A 21951-nucleotide genomic window follows, 5' to 3' on the forward strand; every position below is an offset into this window, starting at 1 on the left:
ATCTCTCCTTAAACTATAGTATTAAATTTTTTTATTATAGATAAACAAATTCAAAATTAAACTATTTATAATAAGACATAGCATTAACAAGAGATTTAGTTTCAGCCTTGTTAGAATTTGCATGATTAAAATAGTCTGAAATAAACTTTCTCCAAATATTTTCTTGGGGATTTAACATTGGTGAATATGGTGGAAGATTAAATGTACATAATGCATTTTCATGTTGATTGATAAACTCTTCAACAGCTTTTGAAGTATGGATTCTAGCATTGTCCCAAATCATAAACACTCTTTTGTCCTTGTTAATGTCTAATAAGTCTTTTAAAAACTTAATAATTTCATCAGAAGAACATACAATTACGATAGAATCTATATGCTCTCATCTTTTAAAACATCTACTATTTCATCCCTCTCTACTTTCTTAACTCCAAAATAATATGCTAAATATATACTCATAAATATCACGATAACATATCCAATTATAATTCTATAATCTAAAAATATAATTAAATCTTTAAAGGTATAAGTTTTATTTATTTTAACTACAAATGCTAAAAAAATCAAAAATAGAGGAATTGATATTATAAAAGGATATATGCTGTAATAAATTCCTTCTAATCTTAACATTTTACCTAAATCATTCTTTGTAATACCCATAGACTTCAACATAGCAAATTCTCGTCTTCTATTCCTTAAGTTATTATTTATACTGGAATATGCATTAGATATACCTATAATACTTAGAAAAAATATAATAGAGAATATAATTAGGTAAACCAATTTATTCATCATTTTTTGCTCTGCTTCATCATCTAATATATTCCAGATATAATAATCATCTTCTGATAAATAATATTTCATAATATCTTTAATTTTTTCTTTAACACTATTAATATCCTTTTCATCTACTAATAAGTTAATTCTCTCCGAATGACTATAATCTCCCGGTAAATCAAAATTTTCCATTATAGAATTAAGAACTTCTTTAGGCATGAATAAATATATACGATAATCTTGTAAATTATAGTCTTTTATCGGTTTTACAGAAGTTTGAAGTCCTATATCTATATGAAAATTATATCCCTTTTGATTTTCATATTCACTAATTGATATATTATTTACCTTCTCATGAAAATATGGTATAAACTTTGTTCTAGCAAGTGGTTGATTTATATCCTCCTTCACTAAATTTAAAAGAATAGCTTTTGGCCTTTCTCTATTATAGTATTCTTCTGGTTCTTCTCCTTGAGACTTAATATATCGATTAAAATCCTCATTTTCAATACCTGTCAATACTACGGGTATCTCATATCCATCTTCTAATTTATTAATAGGATATTTTTTAATATCTATACCTTCAAATCCGCCTACATCTTTAAACCCATCCGACTCATATTCTAATTTCGCCTTAGAATATAGATACAGATTTTTATACGTAATACTTTCATTTACTTCATCTATCTTTCTAATTTCCTTAAATATATTTTCATCAGCAGGCTCTTTAGTTAAGACTCGTGTTTGCATAGAGTAATAGTATTCCTCAGTGTCTAAATCTGTAATTGCTTGATTCAAGCTTCTAAATGTAAGAAAAACAAACATTATAACAAAGCTAATGGTTATAGATATTATTGTAGTTTTAAAGGCTTTCTTATTTCCATCCAAAAAATCTTTAGCTAAACTAGATATTATATTACTAGGACTATAGTTATTCACTTTTCTTTTCTTTTTTCTAAGATGCTCATAATCTAAACCACCATATTTGATAGCCTCAATGGGTAACATTTTACTTAATTTTTTGGCAGGTCTGCTAATTGATATTAAAATAGCTAAAAACGATAAAATCAAAATTAATCCAATCACTATAGGAGATGTTTTAAATACTAGATTAAACATACTTCCATTCATATCAAGATTAATACTTTGTATCATACTGTTCACTATATCTATTATTATATAACAGAACAGATGACCTAAGATAACACCTATAATTATTGGTACTATTGAAATCAAAATAGCTTCCAATACTATAGTTGTCTTTATCTGCTTTGGAGTTGCACCTATGCTTTTTAGCATTCCCAATTGTCGTAATCTATTGTTAGACCATACTGTAAAAACATTATAGATTATTATAGCAAATAATAGCATGACGAATAATATAAAAATAGAAAATATAAGTGTAGATTCAGGGACTCTTTCCCATAAATTAAGAGAAGGCGGAAATATTCCTTGCAGCCTTAGATAATATAAATTATATGATGAACTATAATAGTCTTCAGGACTATCTCCCTCTCCCTTTGCAAATCCTAACATTCTACCAATCTCAGGCAGATCCTTGTATATATTTCTAGGATTTTTCATCCTTAAAAACGGAAAAAGCTTCATGCCTTCATCTATTGAATCTTCATCTAAAAAGCCTAATACTGCATAATAGGGCTCATATGATAAGCTTTTTCCAGAAATAGCAGCGACTATGGTATACTCTTTCTCTTTACCACCTATAAATGTTTCGCCCTCCCCAATAAAATCAAATGGGTCTATATTTTTTCCTTCTTTTTCCCTATATCCTAAATTCACCTTGATTTTATCCCCTATTTTATATTGGGGATTTTCATTTAAAAAATTTCCAATAACTACAATTTCATCGGATTTCTCTGGGATTCTTCCTTCTAATATAAAATTCTTTTCATACATGTTTTCCCAATATTCTTTATTGAGATATGAAATATTGAAATAGGGTCTTTTAGTATCGATTTTACCACTGTAATATTCAGACCTTAAGTATACCTCATCCACTTTTTGATTTTCCTTTAAATATGGAATTTGAGATTTATCAATACCGCTATAAAAAGAGCCATGATAGTTTCCATTTCGCAAAATAGCTTTATTAATATCATGATTCCAGTTCATATAAGTAGCTAATACCATTGTACTAAGCAAAATAGTGGCTATGGTAATGGCAATCAATATAGATATAGTATTTTTTCTATTCTTCTTTAAATTATTCCAAGTATATTCAGTGAGGATTTTCATTGTCTAATCACCTCATCTGAAACTATTTTACCGTCCTCCATAGTGACTATTCTATCTGTTTCCAATGCCATTTTTTCATCATGGGTTATCAGTATTATAGTTTGTTTGTATTTCTTATTTGATAGTTTTAATAATTCCACAATCTCATTGGAATTCTTCCTATCTAAATTTCCTGTAGGCTCATCTGCTAAAATAATTGCTGGACGATAGATTAAAGATCTTCCAATGGCTACCCTTTGTTGCTGTCCTCCTGATAATTCTCCCAGATAATGTGTCAATCTATTGTCCAAGCCCAATATCTCTACTATCTCATTAAAATGCTTCATGTTTGGCGTTCTTCCATCTAAAAGTAAGGGAAGTAAAATATTTTTCTTTACATCGATTGTTGGAATCAGATTATAGAACTGATATATTAGTCCAACCTTTCTCCTTCTAAATAGTGCTAATTCACTTTCTTTTAAAGTGGAAATCTCCCTATCTTCTATAAATACTTTTCCTTCTGTTGGTCTATCAACACCACCTAATATATGTAATAAAGTAGACTTACCTGAACCGCTAGCTCCTACAATAGATACAAATTGCCCCCTTTGGACAGAAAAAGTCACATCATTAAGTGCTATAACTTTTGATTCACCTTTACCATAAGATTTTGTTAAGTTTTCCGTTCTCAATATTTCCATTTTCATTCCTCCTTATGGTTATCAGTTTATATTCTTAATGTGACATTTAAGTGACATTTTATATTTTTTGATAGAATTTAACCTTAAATCTCGCCCCACCTTCAACCCTGTTTTCGGCTGAAATTTCTCCATTATGCTTTTCAATAATAGTCTTTGACATAGAAAGCCCTATTCCAACGCTATCCTTATTAGCATTTTTACCTTTATAAAATCTTTTAAAAAGATAGGGTAAATCTTCCCTATAAAATCCACTTCCATTGTCTTCAATCTTTACCTCTGCAAATATAGGATTAGATTCAAGAAAAATATCTATCTCTCCATTATTATTCAAATGTTCAACAGAATTTTTTATAATATTTAAAAAGGCTTCACCTAACCAATAAACATCTCCTTTTATTGTTATATCTTGTCCTATTACATTTAATTGGATATCCTTTTTTTCTATTAAATACACAATAGGTTCTATAGCTAAATCTATTATATTTTTAATCTCTATAGTTTCTTTTTTAAATTCAATTGCATCTGCATCTAATTTTGACATAGTAAGTAAAGAATTAGTCAAAGTCTCTAGTCTTCTTATTTGTTTGCTCAACCTATTAATATATTCTTGACTTTCCTCCTTTGATTCGTTGTTTTCCATTAATTGAGCCATAATATTAATAGAAGTGATCGGAGTTTTCAATTGATGTGATATATCTGCCATATTCTCTTTTAAATTAATTTTATCTTGCATAGCCTGTTTCTTTAATTCCCTTAGATTGACAACAGTTTTGTATAGTTCATCGGAAAGAATTGTAAAATCTTCATCAATACTTAGATTTAAGGAGTAATCTCCTTTATTAGTATTTTCTAGATAATTCTTTAACTTTTCTATATTTTTTTTCCTACTGTTACCTGATATTTTCATATTGCTATAAAATATGAAAGTAATTAGGATAGAAAATAAAAGACTTATGTAGATAACTTTTTTCTTATCCTTTAGAAATATAAACCCTGCTGAATTATATCCATATTTCTTTAAAACTTCTTTTCCGCTTATAGTATATTGACTATGTTCAGCTTTCAACTGGTTCATAGCCAATATTTCTATATCCCTCGAATTTTTATTTATAACTCCTATTACAGTTGATAATTTCTCTAATAATATATTCTCCAATAAATTATAGGTTAAAATACAAAATACAAATGATAATAGTAAAATGAAAATCAACATTCCTAATTTATAAGATGAATTTTTTCTTAAACTACTCATATTCACTCTCCATTCTATATCCTATTCCTCTAATTGTTTTTATAATCATAGGTCTGCTCCAATTATCTTCTACCTTTTCCCTTAGTCTTTTAATTGTAACAGTAAGAGTATTATCATTAACAAAATCTCCTTCAATATCCCAAAGTCTTTCTAGAATAAATTCTCTTGTTAAGGTTTGATTTTGATTTTCCATAAACATTTCAAGTAACTTATACTCTCGACCAGTTATATTGATTTCCTCATTATTTTTGAAAGCTTTTGTTTGGGATTTAATTAACTTTAAATCTTTGCAAAACAATATGTCCTCTGAGGTATTATCTCTTTTCACTCGTCTTAAAACTGTATTTATTCTTGATTCTAATATGGATAGTTTAAAGGGTTTAGTAATATAATCATCTGCTCCTAAATCTAATCCCTTAACTATTTCTTCATCTTCATCCCTTACTGTAAGAAAAATTATTGGAATATGAGATTTAGATTTTACAAAAGAAAAAAATTCATATCCTATTCCATCTGGTAAATTCATATCAAGGATAATTAAATCATAGCTTAAATTAAACTTTTCTTTTCCTTTGGCTAAGGTATCTCCTATCTCCACCTTAAAATTCTTTTTCTCTAAATATGTCTTTATTCCAAATGATATGTTTTCATCATCTTCAATTAATAAGATTTTCTTCAATAATTTCACCTCTATAATAAATAGTTGAATTTATCTTTATTATATAATAAAAAAGGTCTCAGAGTAATATATCTCCTAAAAAACCTTTTTCAGCTTTAATTTTAGAATATATCCTGATAAAAAAGTGTGATATAATAATTGACGAGGAAAAAATTGGATCATACAGTACTGGAAAATTTGCATAAGTTTCAAATTATTTATATACTACGGAGGCAATTATATGTTAAAACTAATAGACATTGATTCAGAGAATTTTTGGGAAATTATAAAACTTAAGGTAACGAAACAACAAGAAGAATTTGTGGCATCTAATATATTTTCAATTGCTCAATCAAAAGTACAATCCGAATGTATACCTATGGCTATATATAATGACGAAACCCCCATAGGTTTTCTCATGTACTGTATGGACAGCATTGACAAAGAATACTGGATTTATAGAATTATGATAGACACCAAGCATCAGTCAAAAGGATATGGACGACAGGCAATGGAATTGCTTATAAATAGGATTAAGGAAGACAAAGAACACCATGTTATTTTTATTAGCTTTGAACCTGAAAACGAATGGGCAAAAGTAATGTATGAAAGCATAGGATTTACACCAGATGGCAGAATTATTGAGGGTGAAATTGTGTACAAGTTAGAATATTAGCTGCATTCTCTCCCATCTTAAAATTATACTTTTTTAGATAATAAGTATGAATTTAGGCTTGCTTCAAAGAGTAAACCTAAATTCATATTTTGGAACAATTTTTTATTCTGATCTCTCAGCATTTCCTTCATATTGCTAAGAAAGTATAGCCAATATAACTATGACTCTAACTTAATAACGGCCTAATTTACCTAACTCTTCCTCTATTATCTTCTTATCTAACCTTTCAAATAAAATATCAAATTTACCTATTACACTTCCTATTTTTACATCTAAATACTCCCAAGTATCTGAATCGGAATTTAACCAATACTTAACTTTAGCTGATGAGAAAGGCAAAAATGGCTGAAGTAAGTTAGCTATATTTACTATGGCTACTAAGCAATTATAAATGGTATTAGCACATTGAGTTTTATCTGTATTGACTGTAATCCAAGGAGCCGTCTCATCAAAATATTTATTTATACTTCTAATAAAATCAAATATTTTCTCTATTGATGCTTTTAAATTTCCACTCTCTATAAGGCTTCCAACCTCATTGTATAAAATATCAATATCTGTTCTTATATTATAATTTAGCTCTCCTATTGGTATCTCACTATTAAAATACTTTTTCGCAAATACTAAGGTTCTGTTTACTAAATTGCCATATACTCCTAATAACTCTCCATTATTCTTATTAATAAATTCTCTCCAGGAGAAATCAGTGTCTCTTTTTTCTGGACCATTAACTATAAAAAAATATCTCAATGAATCAATATTATATTTTTCAATAATATCTGGAATCCATACTGCCCAGTTATTGCTGGTTGATATTTTCTTTCCTTCTAGATTGACATACTCGCTTGAAACTATATTGTCTGGAAATTTATTAACCCCAACACCGCTTAGTAATGATGGTAGAATTATAGTATGGAATGGAATATTATCCTTTCCGTGAACATAATAAGCTGTAGTTTTGTTATCCCAAAACTCCTTCCAGCTTTTATTATTTTCTGCTCCCCATTTTTTACTTACAGTTAAATAACCTAGTACCGCATCTACCCATACATATACTTTTTTGTCCTCATATCCTTTAATTGGTATGTCGATACCCCATGGAAGCTCTCTTGATATCGCCCTGTCTTGTAACCCTTCATTCAAATATCTCTCTGTATTATTAACTGCATTTATTCTCCAATTTCTTCTACTTTTATCTAGATCATCCCATACTTCTTTTTCAAATTTTGATAATCTAAAAAACAATTGTTTTACGTTTTTAACTACTGGCTCACTGCCACAAAGCTTGCATTTCCTGTCCTCAAGTTCAAGTGGCTCTAAAATAGTGGAGCAAGCATCACATTGATCTCCTCTAGCCATACTTTTACACGCTGGGCAAATACCTTCAACAAATCTGTCAGCCAAGAATTGAGTACATTTTTCACAAAATAGCTGCTCTACTTCTTTTTCATATATTAAGTCATTATTATATAATATACGAATAATATCTTGAACCTCTTTCTTGTGATATTCATCATCAGTCCTAGAATATATATCATAAGAAAATCCTAGCTTATCAAAGCAATATTTGAATTCATTATGATATTTATCAGTAATTTCTCTGGGAGATATATTTTCTTTTTTAGCTCTTATAGATATTGGCGTACCATGGCAATCACTTCCTGATACATACAATACTTTTTCACCTTTGACTCTAAAATATCTTGCTATAACATCTCCCGGTAATAATGCTGCTATATGTCCTATATGCAATGAACCATTGGCATATGGCCATGCTCCTCCTATAAAAATACTCATAATTTTCCCTCCTATTATTTTTTAATAAATACAAAAAACTCCCGAACCTAAGAAATATTCCTAGGAACGAGAGTTTAATTTCGTGTTACCATCCTAATTTACCTATATCTCACGATATAAGTCTCATCAAGTACGTCACAGATAACGTGATTATACTCTATCACTATAACGGGTGAACCCGTTGCAGCCTAAATCTTACGATCTCGGTGCACAACTCCAAGGCCATTTTCACTTTAATATTCTTTGCCCCTTCTCACCAAACTAGGAGTTCTCTGTAAAAGCATTCTTAAAGCTACTTTCCTTTTCTTCGTATTTCAATTATTATGTGTATTATATTCTATATTATAATTAAAGTAAATATGATTTATTAATTTTCTAACATTTCCATCCCACTAATAACATCTGATGTAAGATAATCAAGTAAATTAATCTATTTAATTTCTATCCCATCTTCTATAGATAGAATATTGGAAATAATAGCTGTACCTTTTACAACTTTTTCCTCCACTTTAGGCGCCATCGAAGGATTAGATGGATATTTTTTTCCATCAAATTTCACTCTGGCATAAGAAAATTCTGCTCCTCCACCTGCTACCTGCATTATAATATCATTCCAACCATTTGTTTTATCTTCACTTATTATAATTGGATTTCTCGCTAATGTGAATTTAGATATTACTTCATAACTTTCTTCCCCAATTATTAAAGCTGTAGAGCCACCTGAACCTGACACAGATTGCCCCAATAAGTAAACAAAGATTTCTTTTTTGCCGTCTCCATTAAGATCAATATAATTATAAGAATATGCAACCTTTCCATCTTGATTTTTATCGTACTCTAAATAATCAATAATAGCTTTTTCTAATTTTTCATTTCTTTCAGTTTCAGAAGATTTATATTTAATACCTGAAAAATCTATTGCATCTGATTTAAATTCTATTATCTCATCTTCATTTATTATTTGGTTCATCTTATCTATTAAATTCTCTGTAATTTTATTATCATTTTTGGCTATTTCTTCTGTATAAGTCTTCAATATATCATGTAATACTAAATGCTCATAATTTTCCATTGCCTTATTATAACTTTTAAGAGCATCAGAATTTACCTTATGAGTTGTAAGATCATGGATTGAAAAGATATATCCTCTTAAATACCATTCATGCATTTGATTTACTTCTGGTAAATATTTAGAATAAGGATACATCAACATAAACTCTTCCATAGCTGCAATTCTTGAAGCCATTTCATCTAATGGTATTTGAACATATTCTTCAGAAAGTCCTGGTTTACTAGATTCTGCTGCAAATATCTTTAAATAATCACTAATCTCGCTACTTACGGAGTCACTAAAATTAAAAAACTTCTCATAATCTATAACAAAATAGTAACTTCCTTCGGCTGTAGCCACTTTTAATCCTATACTGTTGGCATTTAGAAGTAATTCTTTCAAATCTTTTTCCTTTGAAAAAGTAGAAGCATTTTTAATAATATTTACATCATTTAAATCAGTAGCTTTCAATTTATATGTTTTCATGATGCCTTGATTTTCAAACATTTTATATTTTTCCTGATATTTATTGAAGGTAGTATTCATTGAACTAAGCTCTTCATTTAAAGCTGACAAATATGTCCTAACCCCTTCACTATTATCTCTTATAGAAAGTTTATCTTTATTTTCATTTAAATAATCAAATGCTTTTGATAAATTCCCTTTATTTATAAATTCATTATAATTAGATACTACTTTTTTATCTGTTTTTTCTTCTTTAGGTTCTCCTACCTTCTCATATTTCACAAAATTAACTCCATCTTTTCCATTCCATTTATACCATATATTAATCTTTTCTGAGTTGACAGAACTGCTATCCGCAGATTCAGGATCAATTTCTTGTATGGAAAATTCAAGTATCCCATCCTTATCAATATCTTTTATCTCACCATTTGGATATACTGATAAAAGATTTGCTTTTTTAGAGCTTATTCTATTAACTAATTTATCATTCTCAAGAGTAAAAAGATAAAATTGTCCTGAATGTGCTCCTACATTGGAATTTATAAAAATTGCATTTTTTCCTGTTTTTCCTTCTCCTATAATTATATTTTCAACTCCATTATCATAATTCATAGAAACTCTATCTATTTCCTTATACTCACCATCTTTATATTTATATAATACTAATGTACCTTCATCATCCATGTTGCTGAAATCTCTTTGTTCATACACTATAATTTCAGGAATGTTATCTCCATCTAAATTACCTATATTAAAATGTTTACTTATTTTTCTCTCATTTTCCTTACTATATTTTGTTAAAAGATTAACTCCTAACTCATTAGCTAAATTCATATATTTATTATCTTTCATATAATCGTAGCTTTTATCATTTTTATTAATAATTGCAGATATTGAGTTTTGTAATCTGTCACTTGCTTTAGTCTGTTCTGCCATAGCTGTAATTCCACTCAAATATCCCAGTGATGCTTGTGGTAGTGGTGCAATAGCTATAGTAAAACCTAATGTAACTGAAGCAATTCTTCTTATTTTCTGTCTCATTTTTATTCTCCTTTTTTTATTGAATTAACTTTATTATATAACTAAGAAGTCTAGGAGTATTTACAAAAAAATTACATAATAATTACATAATGGAATCAAACTAAATAGATATTCTTTTTATCTCCCATTTTATTTTAAATTATAATTATTTTTCTTCAATATTTCTTTGAAATAATATCCATGTAGTGGTAAAAAAGTAATATCAGGATAACTTTGTCCTGTTTCCCATTTAGAAATAGAGGCCTTTGAAATACCGATATATTTTGCTAATTCTTCTTGAGTAATACCTTTTTCTTTTCTCTTAACTACTAGTGTTTTTGCAATATTTATTTCCTTCATCTAATCACCTCTCGCTTTAATTATATTTACTGTTGCTAAAAATTTCAAAGGATTTGCAGTTGATTTTGAAGGTCAGACATTTATTGCATACTCATCAATATTTTGATACCAAACTCCATGAGCCTTAGTAAAGAGTTGACTGAAACAACCAAATTTAGTTGTATTCTCATTCCAGATAAAAAGATTATCCATCAATAATGACATCCACCATTTCAAAAATCTGTTCTTTTCTATCTATTGGAAGATGGTTTATATAATCTTCTAAATTTAATCGAAGCTCATGTTCAGCTTCAGATAAATCTACAGCTTGAATATCCGATTCAAATGAATTCCGCTTAATGAGTGCAGCAATCTCAATATCTTCAAGCATATCAAAGACTAAAGCCATCTCTTCACCATTTAGTTCTGCATCAAAAAGGATATCTTCCAAATCATTAAATGACTCTACTTTTTCTTTTATAATTGCAATCTTATCCAATGAATATTCACAGACTAATAATTGATTAATTAATTTTCTATAATCTTCATCTTCCATCTTTACACCAGGCAAAAACTTAATCTTCTGCTTCAAGTCAGGATTAATCGGAATTACAAATACTTTATCCAGAGCATTTGTCTTAATTCCATAGGCAATATTAGATGTGATTTTAGGTAAGCTTCTTTCAATATACTCTTGAACTAAAGGATTTATAATATTCATCTTTTCAATTAATTTTTTAGCCGCATTTTGAATCTTCAAGGCAAGTGAATAATTAGTATCCTTTGATAGCTCTTTATCTAAAAATTGAATTTCATCTTCTGAAATCTCCAATTTTTTAATACTTTTATTGGCAAGCAAGCACCCTAGCCCCGCCGTCAATACATGTTCAAAGATATTAATTAGCAAATCTTTATATCCTTCGTCATATCCATAAAGGAGATAGTGAATATCTTGTGTATCAAAATTTCTACAAAACTCATTTTCAATAAGCAAATTCTCAAGATATTTTTGAATAAATTCAATCCCCTCCAAATTAATCACTGGATTACAGAGCTGATAATCTATTGATGCAGGAGTCTCATGAGCCTCATAATCTGGATTATATGACCTAAAAAAAGTTCCTATCCCATTATCATCAAGGGTTGCATTATAAGTATAATTTAATGTAAAAACCTTATTCTTTTTAGCCAGCTTGTAGATATGTTTTACAGTGCGAATTTTCTCATCAATCAAATCTCTCCCCTTCTTATAAATTTCATCAATCCTTGTTGATTTGAGTTCACTAACCGCACTGTGAGCATCAGGTAATGATTTTAAATACAGCCCTATTGTGTAGAGATTGGATTTCATTATATTCTCAGCAACCTCTACTCTTATGGAACTACTTTCGCCACCATTGTATCTTTCACTTTTATATGCTAAAAAATCAATACATTGCAACTGAATATTTTCAATATCTGAATCATATAGAAGTCCACAAGCATATGCCTCTTGCAGAATCGAAATAAAATACGATTCTTCACTCAAATTATTACTATCAATGATATGTCGATTTTTAATATTCCCCATATTCATCCTCCTCATATTCTTCCAAATCCTCCGAATAATCCGGAGGATATCCATATCTTAAGTTGCGAGCCATATTAGCAAGTTCTCTTTCTGAAAGTAATTCCAATGATCCCTGGCATTTTCCATCAAAACTATTCTTCATAAATTTTATCAATTCATCATCGCTCATCAAATCAAGTGTTTCATTTTTATAAAAATAAAAGATTTCAGTAAGTTCGTGAAGTGTTTCAGCATAGTTGTACATAGAAATATAAGGGGAATCACAAAACTCTTTAATTATTTTGTTGATGGAACCTCCTCCAAATTCAATCCGACCATTGGTTTTTAATGCCAGAGCACGAGTTTCAACTAGTTCGACAGCATCATGATGGGATAAAGTCAGCCTAAACTGAGCAGTAAAATCATTACATCTTTCTATTTCTGCCACAGCTTGTTTTAATATCAAGGATGAACCTAAGCTAGTTATTTCGAATAACAAAATAAATCTCCTCCTATGATAAATTATTTTTATTTTTTTCAATATCCTATTGACACGCCCTTTTAAATATGTTATGATAAAAATGTATAATTGTATATTTTTGATTTATTGCGTATCTTATATCATATCATGTACAAATATAAAAAGCAATAAAATAATTACAGCGAACAGTTATGTTCGTTTTTTAATTATTTTATTGCTTTTATTGTTATTCCTGTATATCAATAAATTAAGACATAATGTCTAAAATACAGCAAATGCTCTTCTATGTTTAATTATACATATACCTTTGCTATTAAAACATTAGCTAGATTTTCAGATCTTAGTTTTAGATTTAGAGTATTGTTATTAGACCTAACTAAAAGAGTCTGAAATGGGCTAATAGGATTTGTATCTCCATTGATATCAACATATACCTCATTATCCCAAGTATATATGAAACAAAAGGCTTCCTTAAAATCGAAAGAAATTTCTTCTACTACTAAATGTTCTTTGTCTATATAAATGCTCTCAAGCTGTCCTTTAGCTCCATTCCTAAGCATCAAATTAAAATCTCTTGCCAGACCATAACTAGTAGTATCTATTGCTCCATCAAATTCGTATACTTGAAAGGGCTTTAAATTGATATATTCTTTATGATTATGTGTTAATTTAAGTTCATTATCAAGTGGCGTAATAAATCTATTTACTCCTTCTAATTTAGTAAACTCTGATTTTTCTAGTTCTACTGTGGCAGAGCTTAATCTGAATTTAAAATTAAACTCTTTATAATTTGAACCTTCTGGATAGATAAATAATTGAGTAGTCTTCCCTCCTGACCATTCTGTTGTTATATAATCATCCTCTTTAATTAGTCTTGTCTTAATCTCCATTTTATTCTCCTTATTATTTTGATAGTCTTGCACATCGATATATGGGATTTTATATTAAAATTTGCTGCTGCATGACGTGCAGAATAACCTGTACTATGCATATATTCTATAACAGATAGTTTAAAATCGCCACTATAAGTTTGGATTTTAACTAAATATTAGATTTTTTCTCTAACTTTTGGAAATCAATTCATAGCGGGTAGTATTTATAAAACATCAAAAAATCGTCCGTATTTATAACAGACGATTTTTATCATTTCATTTTATTTCTTTTTCACAGGGTAGCATACTTCCGTTACCCATTCTTCAGGATTCTGTGTTTCATAGGGACTAACATGGTAAATACAGAAGGATAAACCATTAAATTCATATCCATTATCTCGAATCCAGTTGGCTACAGCTTCATTCACTTCTATAACTTGGTCATAACTTCCCTTGTAGGTAGCTGATGCAATTTGAATGGGGGCAACGGTCTTAAATTTAACATTTTCAGTGTCTTCATAATTTCCACGCACTGATTTCTGAACTTCTACATCTACTCCACTTTCCTTATACTCTCCATCATGAAAGATAGCTAAAGTATAGCACGGTTCACCATCTTGCATATGAAGAGACGCTGTTTCTTCCATGAGAATATTCCAAAGCATTCCTTCCTGATCATAGTTAGGAATTATCCTACGTACGCTTGCCACATATCTTTCAGGAAGTTCTTTTAACGTTACATTGTAATTCATTGTCTTATCATCCTTTCCAAGTCTCTGAATAGTAGTCTCAATGAGCAGTAAACGTCGATTTATTTCCTCCGCTTGTTCTCGAATTTCTGTCTGTTTTAACAATAAATATTCCCTTAGAGCCTGTGGATTTTCATAATTTTTCAGTATTTTAGAAACAGATGCCAGGCTAAATCCCATATCTTTTAGTGCATTAATACGACCTGCAAGAGGCAATTGTGCTTCACTGTAATATCTATAACCTGTAAAATCATCTATACTCTCGGGAATAAGTAAACCAATCTCATCATAATGACGTAGCATTCTTATACTGATCATTGATAGTTTTGAAAAATCACCTATTTTTAACATTTATCTTATCTCACATATATGTGTTTTTTGAGCTCAATTACAGTATAAAGTATACCATAGTGTAAGAGTCAACAAATAATTTAAAAATTATCTGTTGACTCTTGAAAACTATACTATCTAAATCAAATATGCAGCTCTAAAAGCAGTCATCAATTTTTTCCTTTCCTAAACATACTTTTTAACTCCTTAGCCGCTTCTTTTATATCTGGTTGCGAAATAATAGCTGAGACCACTGCAAGCCCATGGATATCTATGCCTTCAAATTTTGGTATTGTAGTCTTATTAATTCCTCCAATCACCACAATAGGCAGTTTAATATGTTCTCGTATTCGTGCAAGTTCATCTATGGATGTAATCTTTGCATCTGTTTTCGTACCAGTTGTAAACATTGCTCCGACACCAAGATAGTCTGCATCCTCTGACTGTGCATTTATTGCTTCTTCAAAGGTAGATGCAGATACACCAAGGATTTTATTGTCACCAATCAATTTTCTTGCAATGGTTGCAGGTATGTCACTCTGACCAACATGTACACCATCAGCATCAATCGCCAATGCAATATCAATTCGGTCATTAATTATTAATGGAATCTGATATCTATCTGTAATTTCCTTTATTTTCATTGCTATTTCAAAAAACTCTAAAGATGAGCAATTTTTCTCTCTCAATTGTATTACCGTACAACCGCCTAAAATGGCTTGCTCTACAGCAGTTTCCAGTTTTTCTGTACTCATAAGCTCTCTATCTGTTATAAGGTAGAGTGTATAATCAATATTCGGTTTCATCTATCTTCGCCCTTTCTACGAAATATGTGCTGTTCATATTTGATAAAGTATCAATGATACCAATATGAAAACTACCTGTTCCCATTTCTCTAGTTTTTATAAAGGAAATCTCACCGGCAATTCCCATTGCAGTAATTCCTGTAACCGTTGCTGTATAGTAATCCTTTGTTATACCGCAGAAACTACCTACAAGTGCAGATGTCATACAGCCTGTACCAGTCACTTTGGAAAGCAGTTTATGACCATTGGCTACTTTAGCAACACGAATGCCATCTGAAATGACATCTACCTGTCCTGTAATTCCCACAACACAAGAATATTTATTCGCCACTGACTTCGCAATAGCTTCCGCATCATTTCTTTCATCTGCTTTTGAAGTATCAACTCCTTTTGTAGAAGCACTTAGTCCAGCTACAAAGGAGATCTCTGATAAATTTCCACGAATTATATCTATTTTTACTTCTGAGAGAATTTCCTGTGTTGTTTTGTTTCGCAGTGAAGAGGCACCTGCTCCAACAGGATCTAAAACTACGGGAATATGAAGTTCATTGGCTTTTTTTCCTGCGATAATCATTGAAGTAATAGTTCGTTGATTTAAAGTTCCTATATTAATTACAAGAGCAGAAGATATTGAAACGATTTCTTCTACTTCTGCAACATCATCTGCCATAATAGGAGAGGCTCCTATTGCCAAAATGGCATTTGCACAATCATTTACTGTCACATAATTAGTGATATTATGAATCAGTGGATTTTTTATCCTGACTTCGCGGAGCAAGTCCACGCAAGCGTTAGTTAAATAATTCATTAGTATTTCCAGCCTTTCTTTTATTTATAATAAAACATATAAAACCAATTGCCGCCATTACAGGCAACGTGATTCCTATAATAGAGTTATAAGGCATAAGTAAACGATAAACGATAAATCCAATCACCCATAAAATTATGTTTCTTATGCTATGAGAGTGACTAGGATCTATATCTTTTTTATGCAACAGAAAATAATCCACAAACAGAATGGCAAATAAAGGTGCAAATACAGAACCTATAAGATATAAAAAATTCTCATATTGACTAATAGGAACAAACATTGCAAGTAATGAACCTACGACACATGCAATAACAGCAGCAAACTTTTCATTTACCTTTTTATTTAAATTCGCTGTGCTTACTCCTGCAGAATAAACATCGAGAAATGTAGTAGTAACTGTAGAAAATAGAACAATTACAAGAGCAATCAAGCCAAGTCCTGCAGACATTAATATGGCTGTAATATCCGATGTGCCAGCGTAAATTGCTGCACCGAGTCCAATTACAAACATCACTGTACTACCAACAAAATAACTTATTACACTCCATAAAGTACCTGTGATTTTCTTCTCCAACTTTCTTGTATAATCAGATATAAGAGGAAGCCAAGAAAGGGACATAGCTACATTAAGTTCAACCGCGGTACCAAAGTTTATAGTTTCTTCCATTACAATTACTCCACTAGTATTTTTGAAAACCGTAAAACCAAGAATAATTGTAAATATAAACAAGACCGTCATCACTACAGTATTTAATTTTGACAGATTTTTAATACTAATTACTACCCAAATACAAATAAGTAATCCAATAACCATACACCATAACCTTTCATTCTGATAGCCCCAAAGATGATTTGTAATTCCATCAAATGCTTTTGCTCCGTTAATAATCATAATTGCAGTCCAACCAAGAAGCTGTAATATATTAATCCACGAAAACCCAAATGAACCATATTTACCAAAAGAAATGCGAACAGATTCAGCAGCAGAAAGGCCAGTTTTTGCACCAATCAGCCCCGCTGGAAAAAGAATAGCTCCTCCAATTACATGACCAATAATAATAGCCCAAATACCTTGGGCTAGTCCCAAAGGAGCAAGCAAGGCTCCTGTCATAATTTCAGCAATAGATACTGCTGCACCAAACCATAATAATATTTGACTAAAGGTAGACACCTGTTGATTTTCATTTTTCATTATAAATCTCCTTTACTTTCCTTAATATTCAAACCATTTTTATATAGGTCATAAAAATGATGTGTTGGTCCATTACCCTTACCAATGTTTAACGAATGTTCAATTGCTGTAGTAATATATTTTTTAGCCTGCTTTACAGCAATAGGCATAGTCATACCAAGTGCAAGATTGGAAGCAATAGCCGAAGAGAAAGTACAACCTGTTCCATGAGTATTTTTTGTATTTATACGCTGAGTTTCAAAATAATAGAACTCTTTACCGTCATATAAAATATCCAGTGCATCTCCAATAGCATGACCACCTTTAACAAGAACATTTTTACACCCCATATCATAAATAAGCTTTGCTGCTATTTTCATATCTTCTGTACTGCTTATCTTAATATTTGATATCTTCTCAGCCTCTGGGATATTAGGTGTAAGTAAATCAGCATAAGGTAGTACAACCTTGATCAACGTATCTATGGAATCGGGGTCCATAAGTGGGCAACCATTTTTCGCATACATTACAGGATCAATTACAACATTACACGGCTTATATTGCTCCAGTTTTCTTGCTACTGCCTCCATACAAAGTTGTGTAGACAGCATACCAATTTTCACAGCGTCAACCTCAATATCCTCAAATACTGCATCAATCTGCTTCTCAATCATATCTGGAGTAATATTTTGTATATCGATAACACGGCTCGTATTTTCTGCTACTACTGAAACAATGACACTCATTCCAAACACCCCATGTGCAGAAAACGTCTTTAAATCTGCTTGTATCCCAGCACCTCCACTACAATCTGATCCAGCAATACTAAGTACCTTTTTCATTGAAATTCCTCCCTTTGTTCTTTATATATAATAAATTAGGGTACTTCTCTACACGGAGAAGCACCCTAATCAAATACAATAATGTAAGTGATTTGCTTCCCTACGTTGGTATTAACCAACAGGTTCAAAGGGTCAGGTTTTACCTTCTCAACTATTTATAGTCCCCCCGCAAATGTTAATTATATTCATTTTTATACTTAATAACTCTATTTTAAATAATAATAGGGTACTTCTCTACACGGAGAAGCACCCTAATCAAATACAATAATGTAATTGATTTGCTTCCCTACGTTGGTATTAACCAACAGGTTCAAAGGGTCAGGTTTTACCTTCTCAACTATTTATAGTTCCCCCGCAAATATTAATTATATCAATTTTTATACTTAATAACTCTATCTAAATAATAATAGGGTACTTCTCTATACGGAGAAGCACCCTAATCAAATACAATAATGTAAGTGATTTGCTTCCCTACGTCGGTATTAGCCAACAGGTTCAAAGGGTCAGGTTTTACCTTCTCAACTATTTATAGTCCCCCCACAAATATTAACTATATTGATTATATCCCATAGTAATAACATAATCAAGCTACAAAAGTATAATTTTTTCTTTAGCTTTTATAAATACTATTATTTTTATTCAGCTTTCATAACTGAAATTATAGTAGCCAAAGCATCTATACTTTCTTGTGGAACACCAGATATGCAAATCCTTATGTAGTTATAATTCCTCTGATTCTTCTCTTTAGACCATTTTTCTGGAAAGAATTCTAATGCTGCTTTTACAAGAATCCCATGATGTTCAAGTTTCTTTTCAAATTCTACAGCCTCTATATTCTCAGGCAGATAGAGCCATATGAATATTCCATGTTCTGGAACATACCAACTGAAACCTAACGGGCTTAATGATTTAACGATTTTAGCTGCCTTCTTAAGTTTAGTTTCATAAGATTTTTTGACTTTTTTAATATGTTTTTCGTACATTCCTGATTTTATAAAAATATCCAGTGCTGCTTGTGGAATTTTTGATGTATTCAAGTCACTAATATGCTTAATATTAATCACTTCCTCAATCATGGATTCTGGAAGTACTGCTGCTCCCATCCTTATTCCAGGCATGAAAGCCTTTGAAAAGCTTCGTATATAAATAGTACGTTTGCTTATATCATAATAATGTATTGACATAGAACCTTTTCTTGAGCCTAAATCTGCTAAATAGTCATCTTCTATAATAAGCACATTATATTTATAAGAGAGTTCGGCAATTTTCTGCTTGTCTTTTTCAGAAAGAGTATAACCGGTAGGATTATGATGTCTTGGTATAACATAGAAGGCAGTAATTTCACCTGACTTAAATATTATTTCCATTTCTTTATAGTCAAAACCATCAACTCTCCTTTCAATTCCTATAATATCAATACCTAAATGATCTGCCAATTTTAAAGCAAGACTGTATGTAGGAGATTCAACAAGTAATTTACCTTTACTTTTCCCAAATAGATATTGAAATACTAACCCTATAGCTTGTTGGGCTCCATTGGTAATTATTATCCTTTCAGCAGCAGTATATATTCCGTCCTTCTCAAATTCATACTTTAATGTATCCCTTAAAGAAGATAGTCCACCACTAGATTCATATTCAAACAATGTATTTTTATACATATCAACTGCCTTATTCATTACATGAGTGAATTCTCTATATGGAATAAGTTTTTCATCTGGCTTAACTGTCCTAAAATCCACCTCTTCCTGCACCACCTTTAACCTTTCTTCTGAATCAATCAAGTAAAAACCTCCGCGAGGAATACTATATACCTTATGCTCCCTTTCCAATTCGTTATATGCTTTATTTACAGTTATTTTATTTATAGAAAGGTATGAAGATACTTCTCTGCAACTTGGAAGCCGCTGACCATTTTTTATTTTCCCATCCTTAATTTCTCTAAATATAAAATCCTTAACCATCTCAACTTTACTTTTTTTCATCATTTTTCACCTCTACACCATATTTTGTAATAGTACAGAATGAATTTTACATAATTGAACTACTATATTTTTCATTATATACTTAACCTAAAATAATTCAATATATTGGAGGTAATAAAGGTGGATGAACTATACAAAGATAGATGCATGAAAATGTTTGCAAGTCCAGATACTTCCATAACAGTCATGGAAGCTTTAGGTACTCGAATCAAAACTAAAGAATATGGAGAACTGATTGATTTTGAATCAGGATGTTGGGCTGCTGTCCTAGGTCACAGCAAGAAAGAAGTCGTGGAGACTATAGTTGAAAATGCGGGACATTTATTTCATACTCATCAATATTTTGATACAGAACACCCAGGGGCCTTAGTAAAAGAACTTACTGAAGCGTCTAAACTTAATGGAAACTATAAAGGCACCTTTATGTCATCGGGAAGTGAGGCTGTTTCTCTAGCTGTTTTACTGGCTGAACTTGTTACTGGTAGACTAAAGAAACTCTCCTTATCAATTTCTTATCTTGGTACATCTCCAGAACTGAGAATGCCTAGAAACCTTAATCAATGGGTAGATCTAGATGTATATGAATGCCTCAACTGTACAAAAGATTCCAACTGCGAAAAATGTGGTAAGTATAATCATATAGATTTCTCACATATGGCTGCATTTGTTTTTGAATCTGGAAATTCAGGGGGTCTTGTCCTATGTCCACCAGATAAGCTAATCACATTTTTAGTTAAAAATATTAGAAATTCAGGAGGCTTTGTTATAGCAAATGAAGTTACGACAGGCTTCGGCAGAACTGGTAAATGGTTTGGATTTCAACACTATAAGGTCTTTGACTGTGAATCAAGTTCTCCTGATTTTATTGCAGTGGGTAAAGGTCTTGGAAACGGCTATCCTATAAGCGGCTTGCTGGTTCATTCAGAGTTGGCAGAGATAGTAGAGTCAATAGATTTTAGATACGTTCAATCCCATACGGACGACCCTCTAGGTTGTATGGTAGCAAGGAAAGTAATTGAAGTCATGTTAAATGAAAATCTCGTTGAATACGGAAATAAAATAGGAGAATATTTTCGTCATAAACTAGCTGAAATAGGTGAACGTACAGGTGGAATAATGGAAGTACGTGGAAGAGGAATGATGAACGTTGCGGTTCTTGATAAAAGACATAAAGCATCAGAAGTATTTAAAGTCCTTCTCGAAAGAGGTTTTTTCATTGGATATTCAGATGTTTATAATTATCTACATTTCTATGCTCCATTAATAATTAAAAGTGAAGAAATCGATAACTTATGCAATTCTCTTGAACTTATTCTAGAATCTGATTCAACTATAAAATTTAAATAACCTATCTGCTATTAGGTAAATTATCATTAAAATTATGGAG

Annotated in this window: 19 protein-coding genes, 3 riboswitches and 1 other annotated feature; of the genes, 2 read left to right on the plus strand and 17 right to left on the minus strand. The window is 30.7% G+C overall.

Translation table 11 applies throughout. The features are described 5' to 3' along the window. Window positions 1-61 precede the first annotated feature (61 nt). Genes KQI38_RS18340 through KQI38_RS18360 form a run of 5 tightly spaced genes read right to left on the minus strand, consistent with a single transcriptional unit; the run spans window position 62 to window position 5641 of the window. Window positions 62-373, minus strand: a complete 312-nt coding sequence (locus KQI38_RS18340) for a transposase (RefSeq protein WP_216562133.1) — start codon at window positions 371-373, stop codon at window positions 62-64. After that, window positions 370-3030 (minus strand): ABC transporter permease, encoded by a 2661-nt coding sequence (locus KQI38_RS18345; protein ID WP_216561992.1) that lies wholly within the window; start codon window positions 3028-3030, stop codon window positions 370-372. The genes KQI38_RS18340 and KQI38_RS18345 overlap by 4 nt, the downstream gene beginning before the upstream one ends. Then, window positions 3027-3710 carry an ABC transporter ATP-binding protein gene (locus KQI38_RS18350; RefSeq protein WP_216561994.1) on the minus strand — a complete coding sequence of 228 codons (684 nt, stop codon included), beginning with the start codon at window positions 3708-3710 and terminating at the stop codon, window positions 3027-3029. The genes KQI38_RS18345 and KQI38_RS18350 overlap by 4 nt, the downstream gene beginning before the upstream one ends. A 58-nt stretch (window positions 3711-3768) precedes the next feature. Next, the gene (locus KQI38_RS18355; protein WP_216561996.1) at window positions 3769-4962 is read right to left on the minus strand and encodes a sensor histidine kinase; all 1194 of its coding nucleotides are present in this window, start codon (window positions 4960-4962) and stop codon (window positions 3769-3771) included. Further along, window positions 4955-5641, minus strand: coding sequence for a response regulator transcription factor (locus KQI38_RS18360; protein WP_216561998.1), 687 nt, complete (start codon window positions 5639-5641; stop codon window positions 4955-4957). Before KQI38_RS18360 ends, KQI38_RS18355 begins: the two co-directional genes overlap by 8 nt. 220 nt (window positions 5642-5861) lie before the next feature. On the opposite strand from KQI38_RS18360, the gene KQI38_RS18365 reads away from it, so the two are divergent. Beyond that, window positions 5862-6296, plus strand: coding sequence for a GNAT family N-acetyltransferase (locus tag KQI38_RS18365; RefSeq protein ID WP_216562000.1), 435 nt, complete (start codon window positions 5862-5864; stop codon window positions 6294-6296). A gap of 171 nt (window positions 6297-6467) precedes the next feature. Here the strand turns inward: KQI38_RS18365 and metG are convergent, their stop codons facing one another. The 12 genes from metG to KQI38_RS18425 form a co-directional block, all read right to left on the minus strand. Beyond that, window positions 6468-8093, minus strand: a complete 1626-nt coding sequence (gene metG, locus KQI38_RS18370) for a methionine--tRNA ligase (RefSeq protein WP_216562002.1) — start codon at window positions 8091-8093, stop codon at window positions 6468-6470. 59 nt (window positions 8094-8152) lie between these two features. Beyond that, window positions 8153-8410 (minus strand) — a binding site (T-box leader). 113 nt (window positions 8411-8523) lie between these two features. After that, window positions 8524-10650, minus strand: coding sequence for a hypothetical protein (locus KQI38_RS18375; RefSeq protein WP_216562004.1), 2127 nt, complete (start codon window positions 10648-10650; stop codon window positions 8524-8526). A 129-nt stretch (window positions 10651-10779) separates the two neighbouring features. Next, the gene (locus tag KQI38_RS18380) at window positions 10780-10989 is read right to left on the minus strand and encodes a helix-turn-helix domain-containing protein (protein ID WP_216562006.1); all 210 of its coding nucleotides are present in this window, start codon (window positions 10987-10989) and stop codon (window positions 10780-10782) included. Window positions 10990-11173: 184 nt separating this feature from the next. Beyond that, window positions 11174-12538, minus strand: coding sequence for a DUF6179 domain-containing protein (locus tag KQI38_RS18385; protein ID WP_216562009.1), 1365 nt, complete (start codon window positions 12536-12538; stop codon window positions 11174-11176). Beyond that, window positions 12525-13016: a DUF6323 family protein gene (locus KQI38_RS18390; RefSeq protein WP_216562010.1), complete on the minus strand. Its 492-nt coding sequence runs from the start codon at window positions 13014-13016 to the stop codon at window positions 12525-12527. The genes KQI38_RS18385 and KQI38_RS18390 overlap by 14 nt, the downstream gene beginning before the upstream one ends. Before the next feature lie 275 nt (window positions 13017-13291). Further along, the gene (locus tag KQI38_RS18395) at window positions 13292-13888 is read right to left on the minus strand and encodes a HutD family protein (protein WP_216562012.1); all 597 of its coding nucleotides are present in this window, start codon (window positions 13886-13888) and stop codon (window positions 13292-13294) included. A gap of 263 nt (window positions 13889-14151) precedes the next feature. Beyond that, a complete protein-coding gene (locus KQI38_RS18400; RefSeq protein ID WP_216562014.1) occupies window positions 14152-14970 on the minus strand; it encodes a MerR family transcriptional regulator in 819 nt (272 codons plus the stop codon). A gap of 149 nt (window positions 14971-15119) precedes the next feature. Then, a complete protein-coding gene (gene thiE, locus KQI38_RS18405) occupies window positions 15120-15755 on the minus strand; it encodes a thiamine phosphate synthase (RefSeq protein ID WP_216562016.1) in 636 nt (211 codons plus the stop codon). Beyond that, entirely contained in the window at window positions 15739-16563 is an 825-nt protein-coding gene (gene thiM / locus KQI38_RS18410) for a hydroxyethylthiazole kinase (RefSeq protein ID WP_216562018.1), read from the minus strand. The genes thiE and thiM overlap by 17 nt, the downstream gene beginning before the upstream one ends. Next, window positions 16547-17758 (minus strand): putative hydroxymethylpyrimidine transporter CytX, encoded by a 1212-nt coding sequence (gene cytX, locus KQI38_RS18415; protein WP_246565923.1) that lies wholly within the window; start codon window positions 17756-17758, stop codon window positions 16547-16549. Before cytX ends, thiM begins: the two co-directional genes overlap by 17 nt. Next, a complete protein-coding gene (gene thiD, locus KQI38_RS18420; protein ID WP_216562022.1) occupies window positions 17758-18579 on the minus strand; it encodes a bifunctional hydroxymethylpyrimidine kinase/phosphomethylpyrimidine kinase in 822 nt (273 codons plus the stop codon). The genes cytX and thiD overlap by 1 nt, the downstream gene beginning before the upstream one ends. A 79-nt stretch (window positions 18580-18658) precedes the next feature. Then, window positions 18659-18757: riboswitch (TPP riboswitch) on the minus strand. An 87-nt stretch (window positions 18758-18844) separates the two neighbouring features. Beyond that, a riboswitch (TPP riboswitch) is annotated at window positions 18845-18943 on the minus strand. 86 nt (window positions 18944-19029) lie between these two features. After that, window positions 19030-19128, minus strand: a riboswitch (TPP riboswitch). An 86-nt stretch (window positions 19129-19214) separates the two neighbouring features. After that, a complete protein-coding gene (locus tag KQI38_RS18425) occupies window positions 19215-20564 on the minus strand; it encodes an aminotransferase-like domain-containing protein (RefSeq protein WP_216562024.1) in 1350 nt (449 codons plus the stop codon). 120 nt (window positions 20565-20684) lie between these two features. On the opposite strand from KQI38_RS18425, the gene KQI38_RS18430 reads away from it, so the two are divergent. Further along, on the plus strand, window positions 20685-21911 hold the full coding sequence (locus tag KQI38_RS18430) for an aminotransferase class III-fold pyridoxal phosphate-dependent enzyme (protein ID WP_216562026.1): 1227 nt from the start codon (window positions 20685-20687) through the stop codon (window positions 21909-21911). The last annotated feature ends 40 nt before the right edge of the window (window positions 21912-21951 follow it).

The organism is Tissierella carlieri, from assembly GCF_018917285.1.
Classification (GTDB): domain Bacteria; phylum Bacillota; class Clostridia; order Tissierellales; family Tissierellaceae; genus Tissierella; species Tissierella carlieri.

What these genes read in the sequence shown, in the direction of transcription:
- KQI38_RS18345 (WP_216561992.1), bottom strand. Translation starts at nt 3,030, where the DNA reads ATGAAAATCCTCACTGAATATACTTGGAATAATTTAAAGAAGAATAGA.
- KQI38_RS18350 (WP_216561994.1), bottom strand. Translation starts at nt 3,710, where the DNA reads ATGGAAATATTGAGAACGGAAAACTTAACAAAATCTTATGGTAAAGGT.
- KQI38_RS18355 (WP_216561996.1), bottom strand. Translation starts at nt 4,962, where the DNA reads ATGAGTAGTTTAAGAAAAAATTCATCTTATAAATTAGGAATGTTGATT.
- KQI38_RS18365 (WP_216562000.1), top strand. Translation starts at nt 5,862, where the DNA reads ATGTTAAAACTAATAGACATTGATTCAGAGAATTTTTGGGAAATTATA.
- metG (WP_216562002.1), bottom strand. Translation starts at nt 8,093, where the DNA reads ATGAGTATTTTTATAGGAGGAGCATGGCCATATGCCAATGGTTCATTG.
- KQI38_RS18375 (WP_216562004.1), bottom strand. Translation starts at nt 10,650, where the DNA reads ATGAGACAGAAAATAAGAAGAATTGCTTCAGTTACATTAGGTTTTACT.
- KQI38_RS18380 (WP_216562006.1), bottom strand. Translation starts at nt 10,989, where the DNA reads ATGAAGGAAATAAATATTGCAAAAACACTAGTAGTTAAGAGAAAAGAA.
- KQI38_RS18385 (WP_216562009.1), bottom strand. Translation starts at nt 12,538, where the DNA reads ATGGGGAATATTAAAAATCGACATATCATTGATAGTAATAATTTGAGT.
- KQI38_RS18395 (WP_216562012.1), bottom strand. Translation starts at nt 13,888, where the DNA reads ATGGAGATTAAGACAAGACTAATTAAAGAGGATGATTATATAACAACA.
- KQI38_RS18400 (WP_216562014.1), bottom strand. Translation starts at nt 14,970, where the DNA reads ATGTTAAAAATAGGTGATTTTTCAAAACTATCAATGATCAGTATAAGA.
- thiE (WP_216562016.1), bottom strand. Translation starts at nt 15,755, where the DNA reads ATGAAACCGAATATTGATTATACACTCTACCTTATAACAGATAGAGAG.
- thiM (WP_216562018.1), bottom strand. Translation starts at nt 16,563, where the DNA reads ATGAATTATTTAACTAACGCTTGCGTGGACTTGCTCCGCGAAGTCAGG.
- cytX (WP_246565923.1), bottom strand. Translation starts at nt 17,758, where the DNA reads ATGAAAAATGAAAATCAACAGGTGTCTACCTTTAGTCAAATATTATTA.
- thiD (WP_216562022.1), bottom strand. Translation starts at nt 18,579, where the DNA reads ATGAAAAAGGTACTTAGTATTGCTGGATCAGATTGTAGTGGAGGTGCT.
- KQI38_RS18425 (WP_216562024.1), bottom strand. Translation starts at nt 20,564, where the DNA reads ATGAAAAAAAGTAAAGTTGAGATGGTTAAGGATTTTATATTTAGAGAA.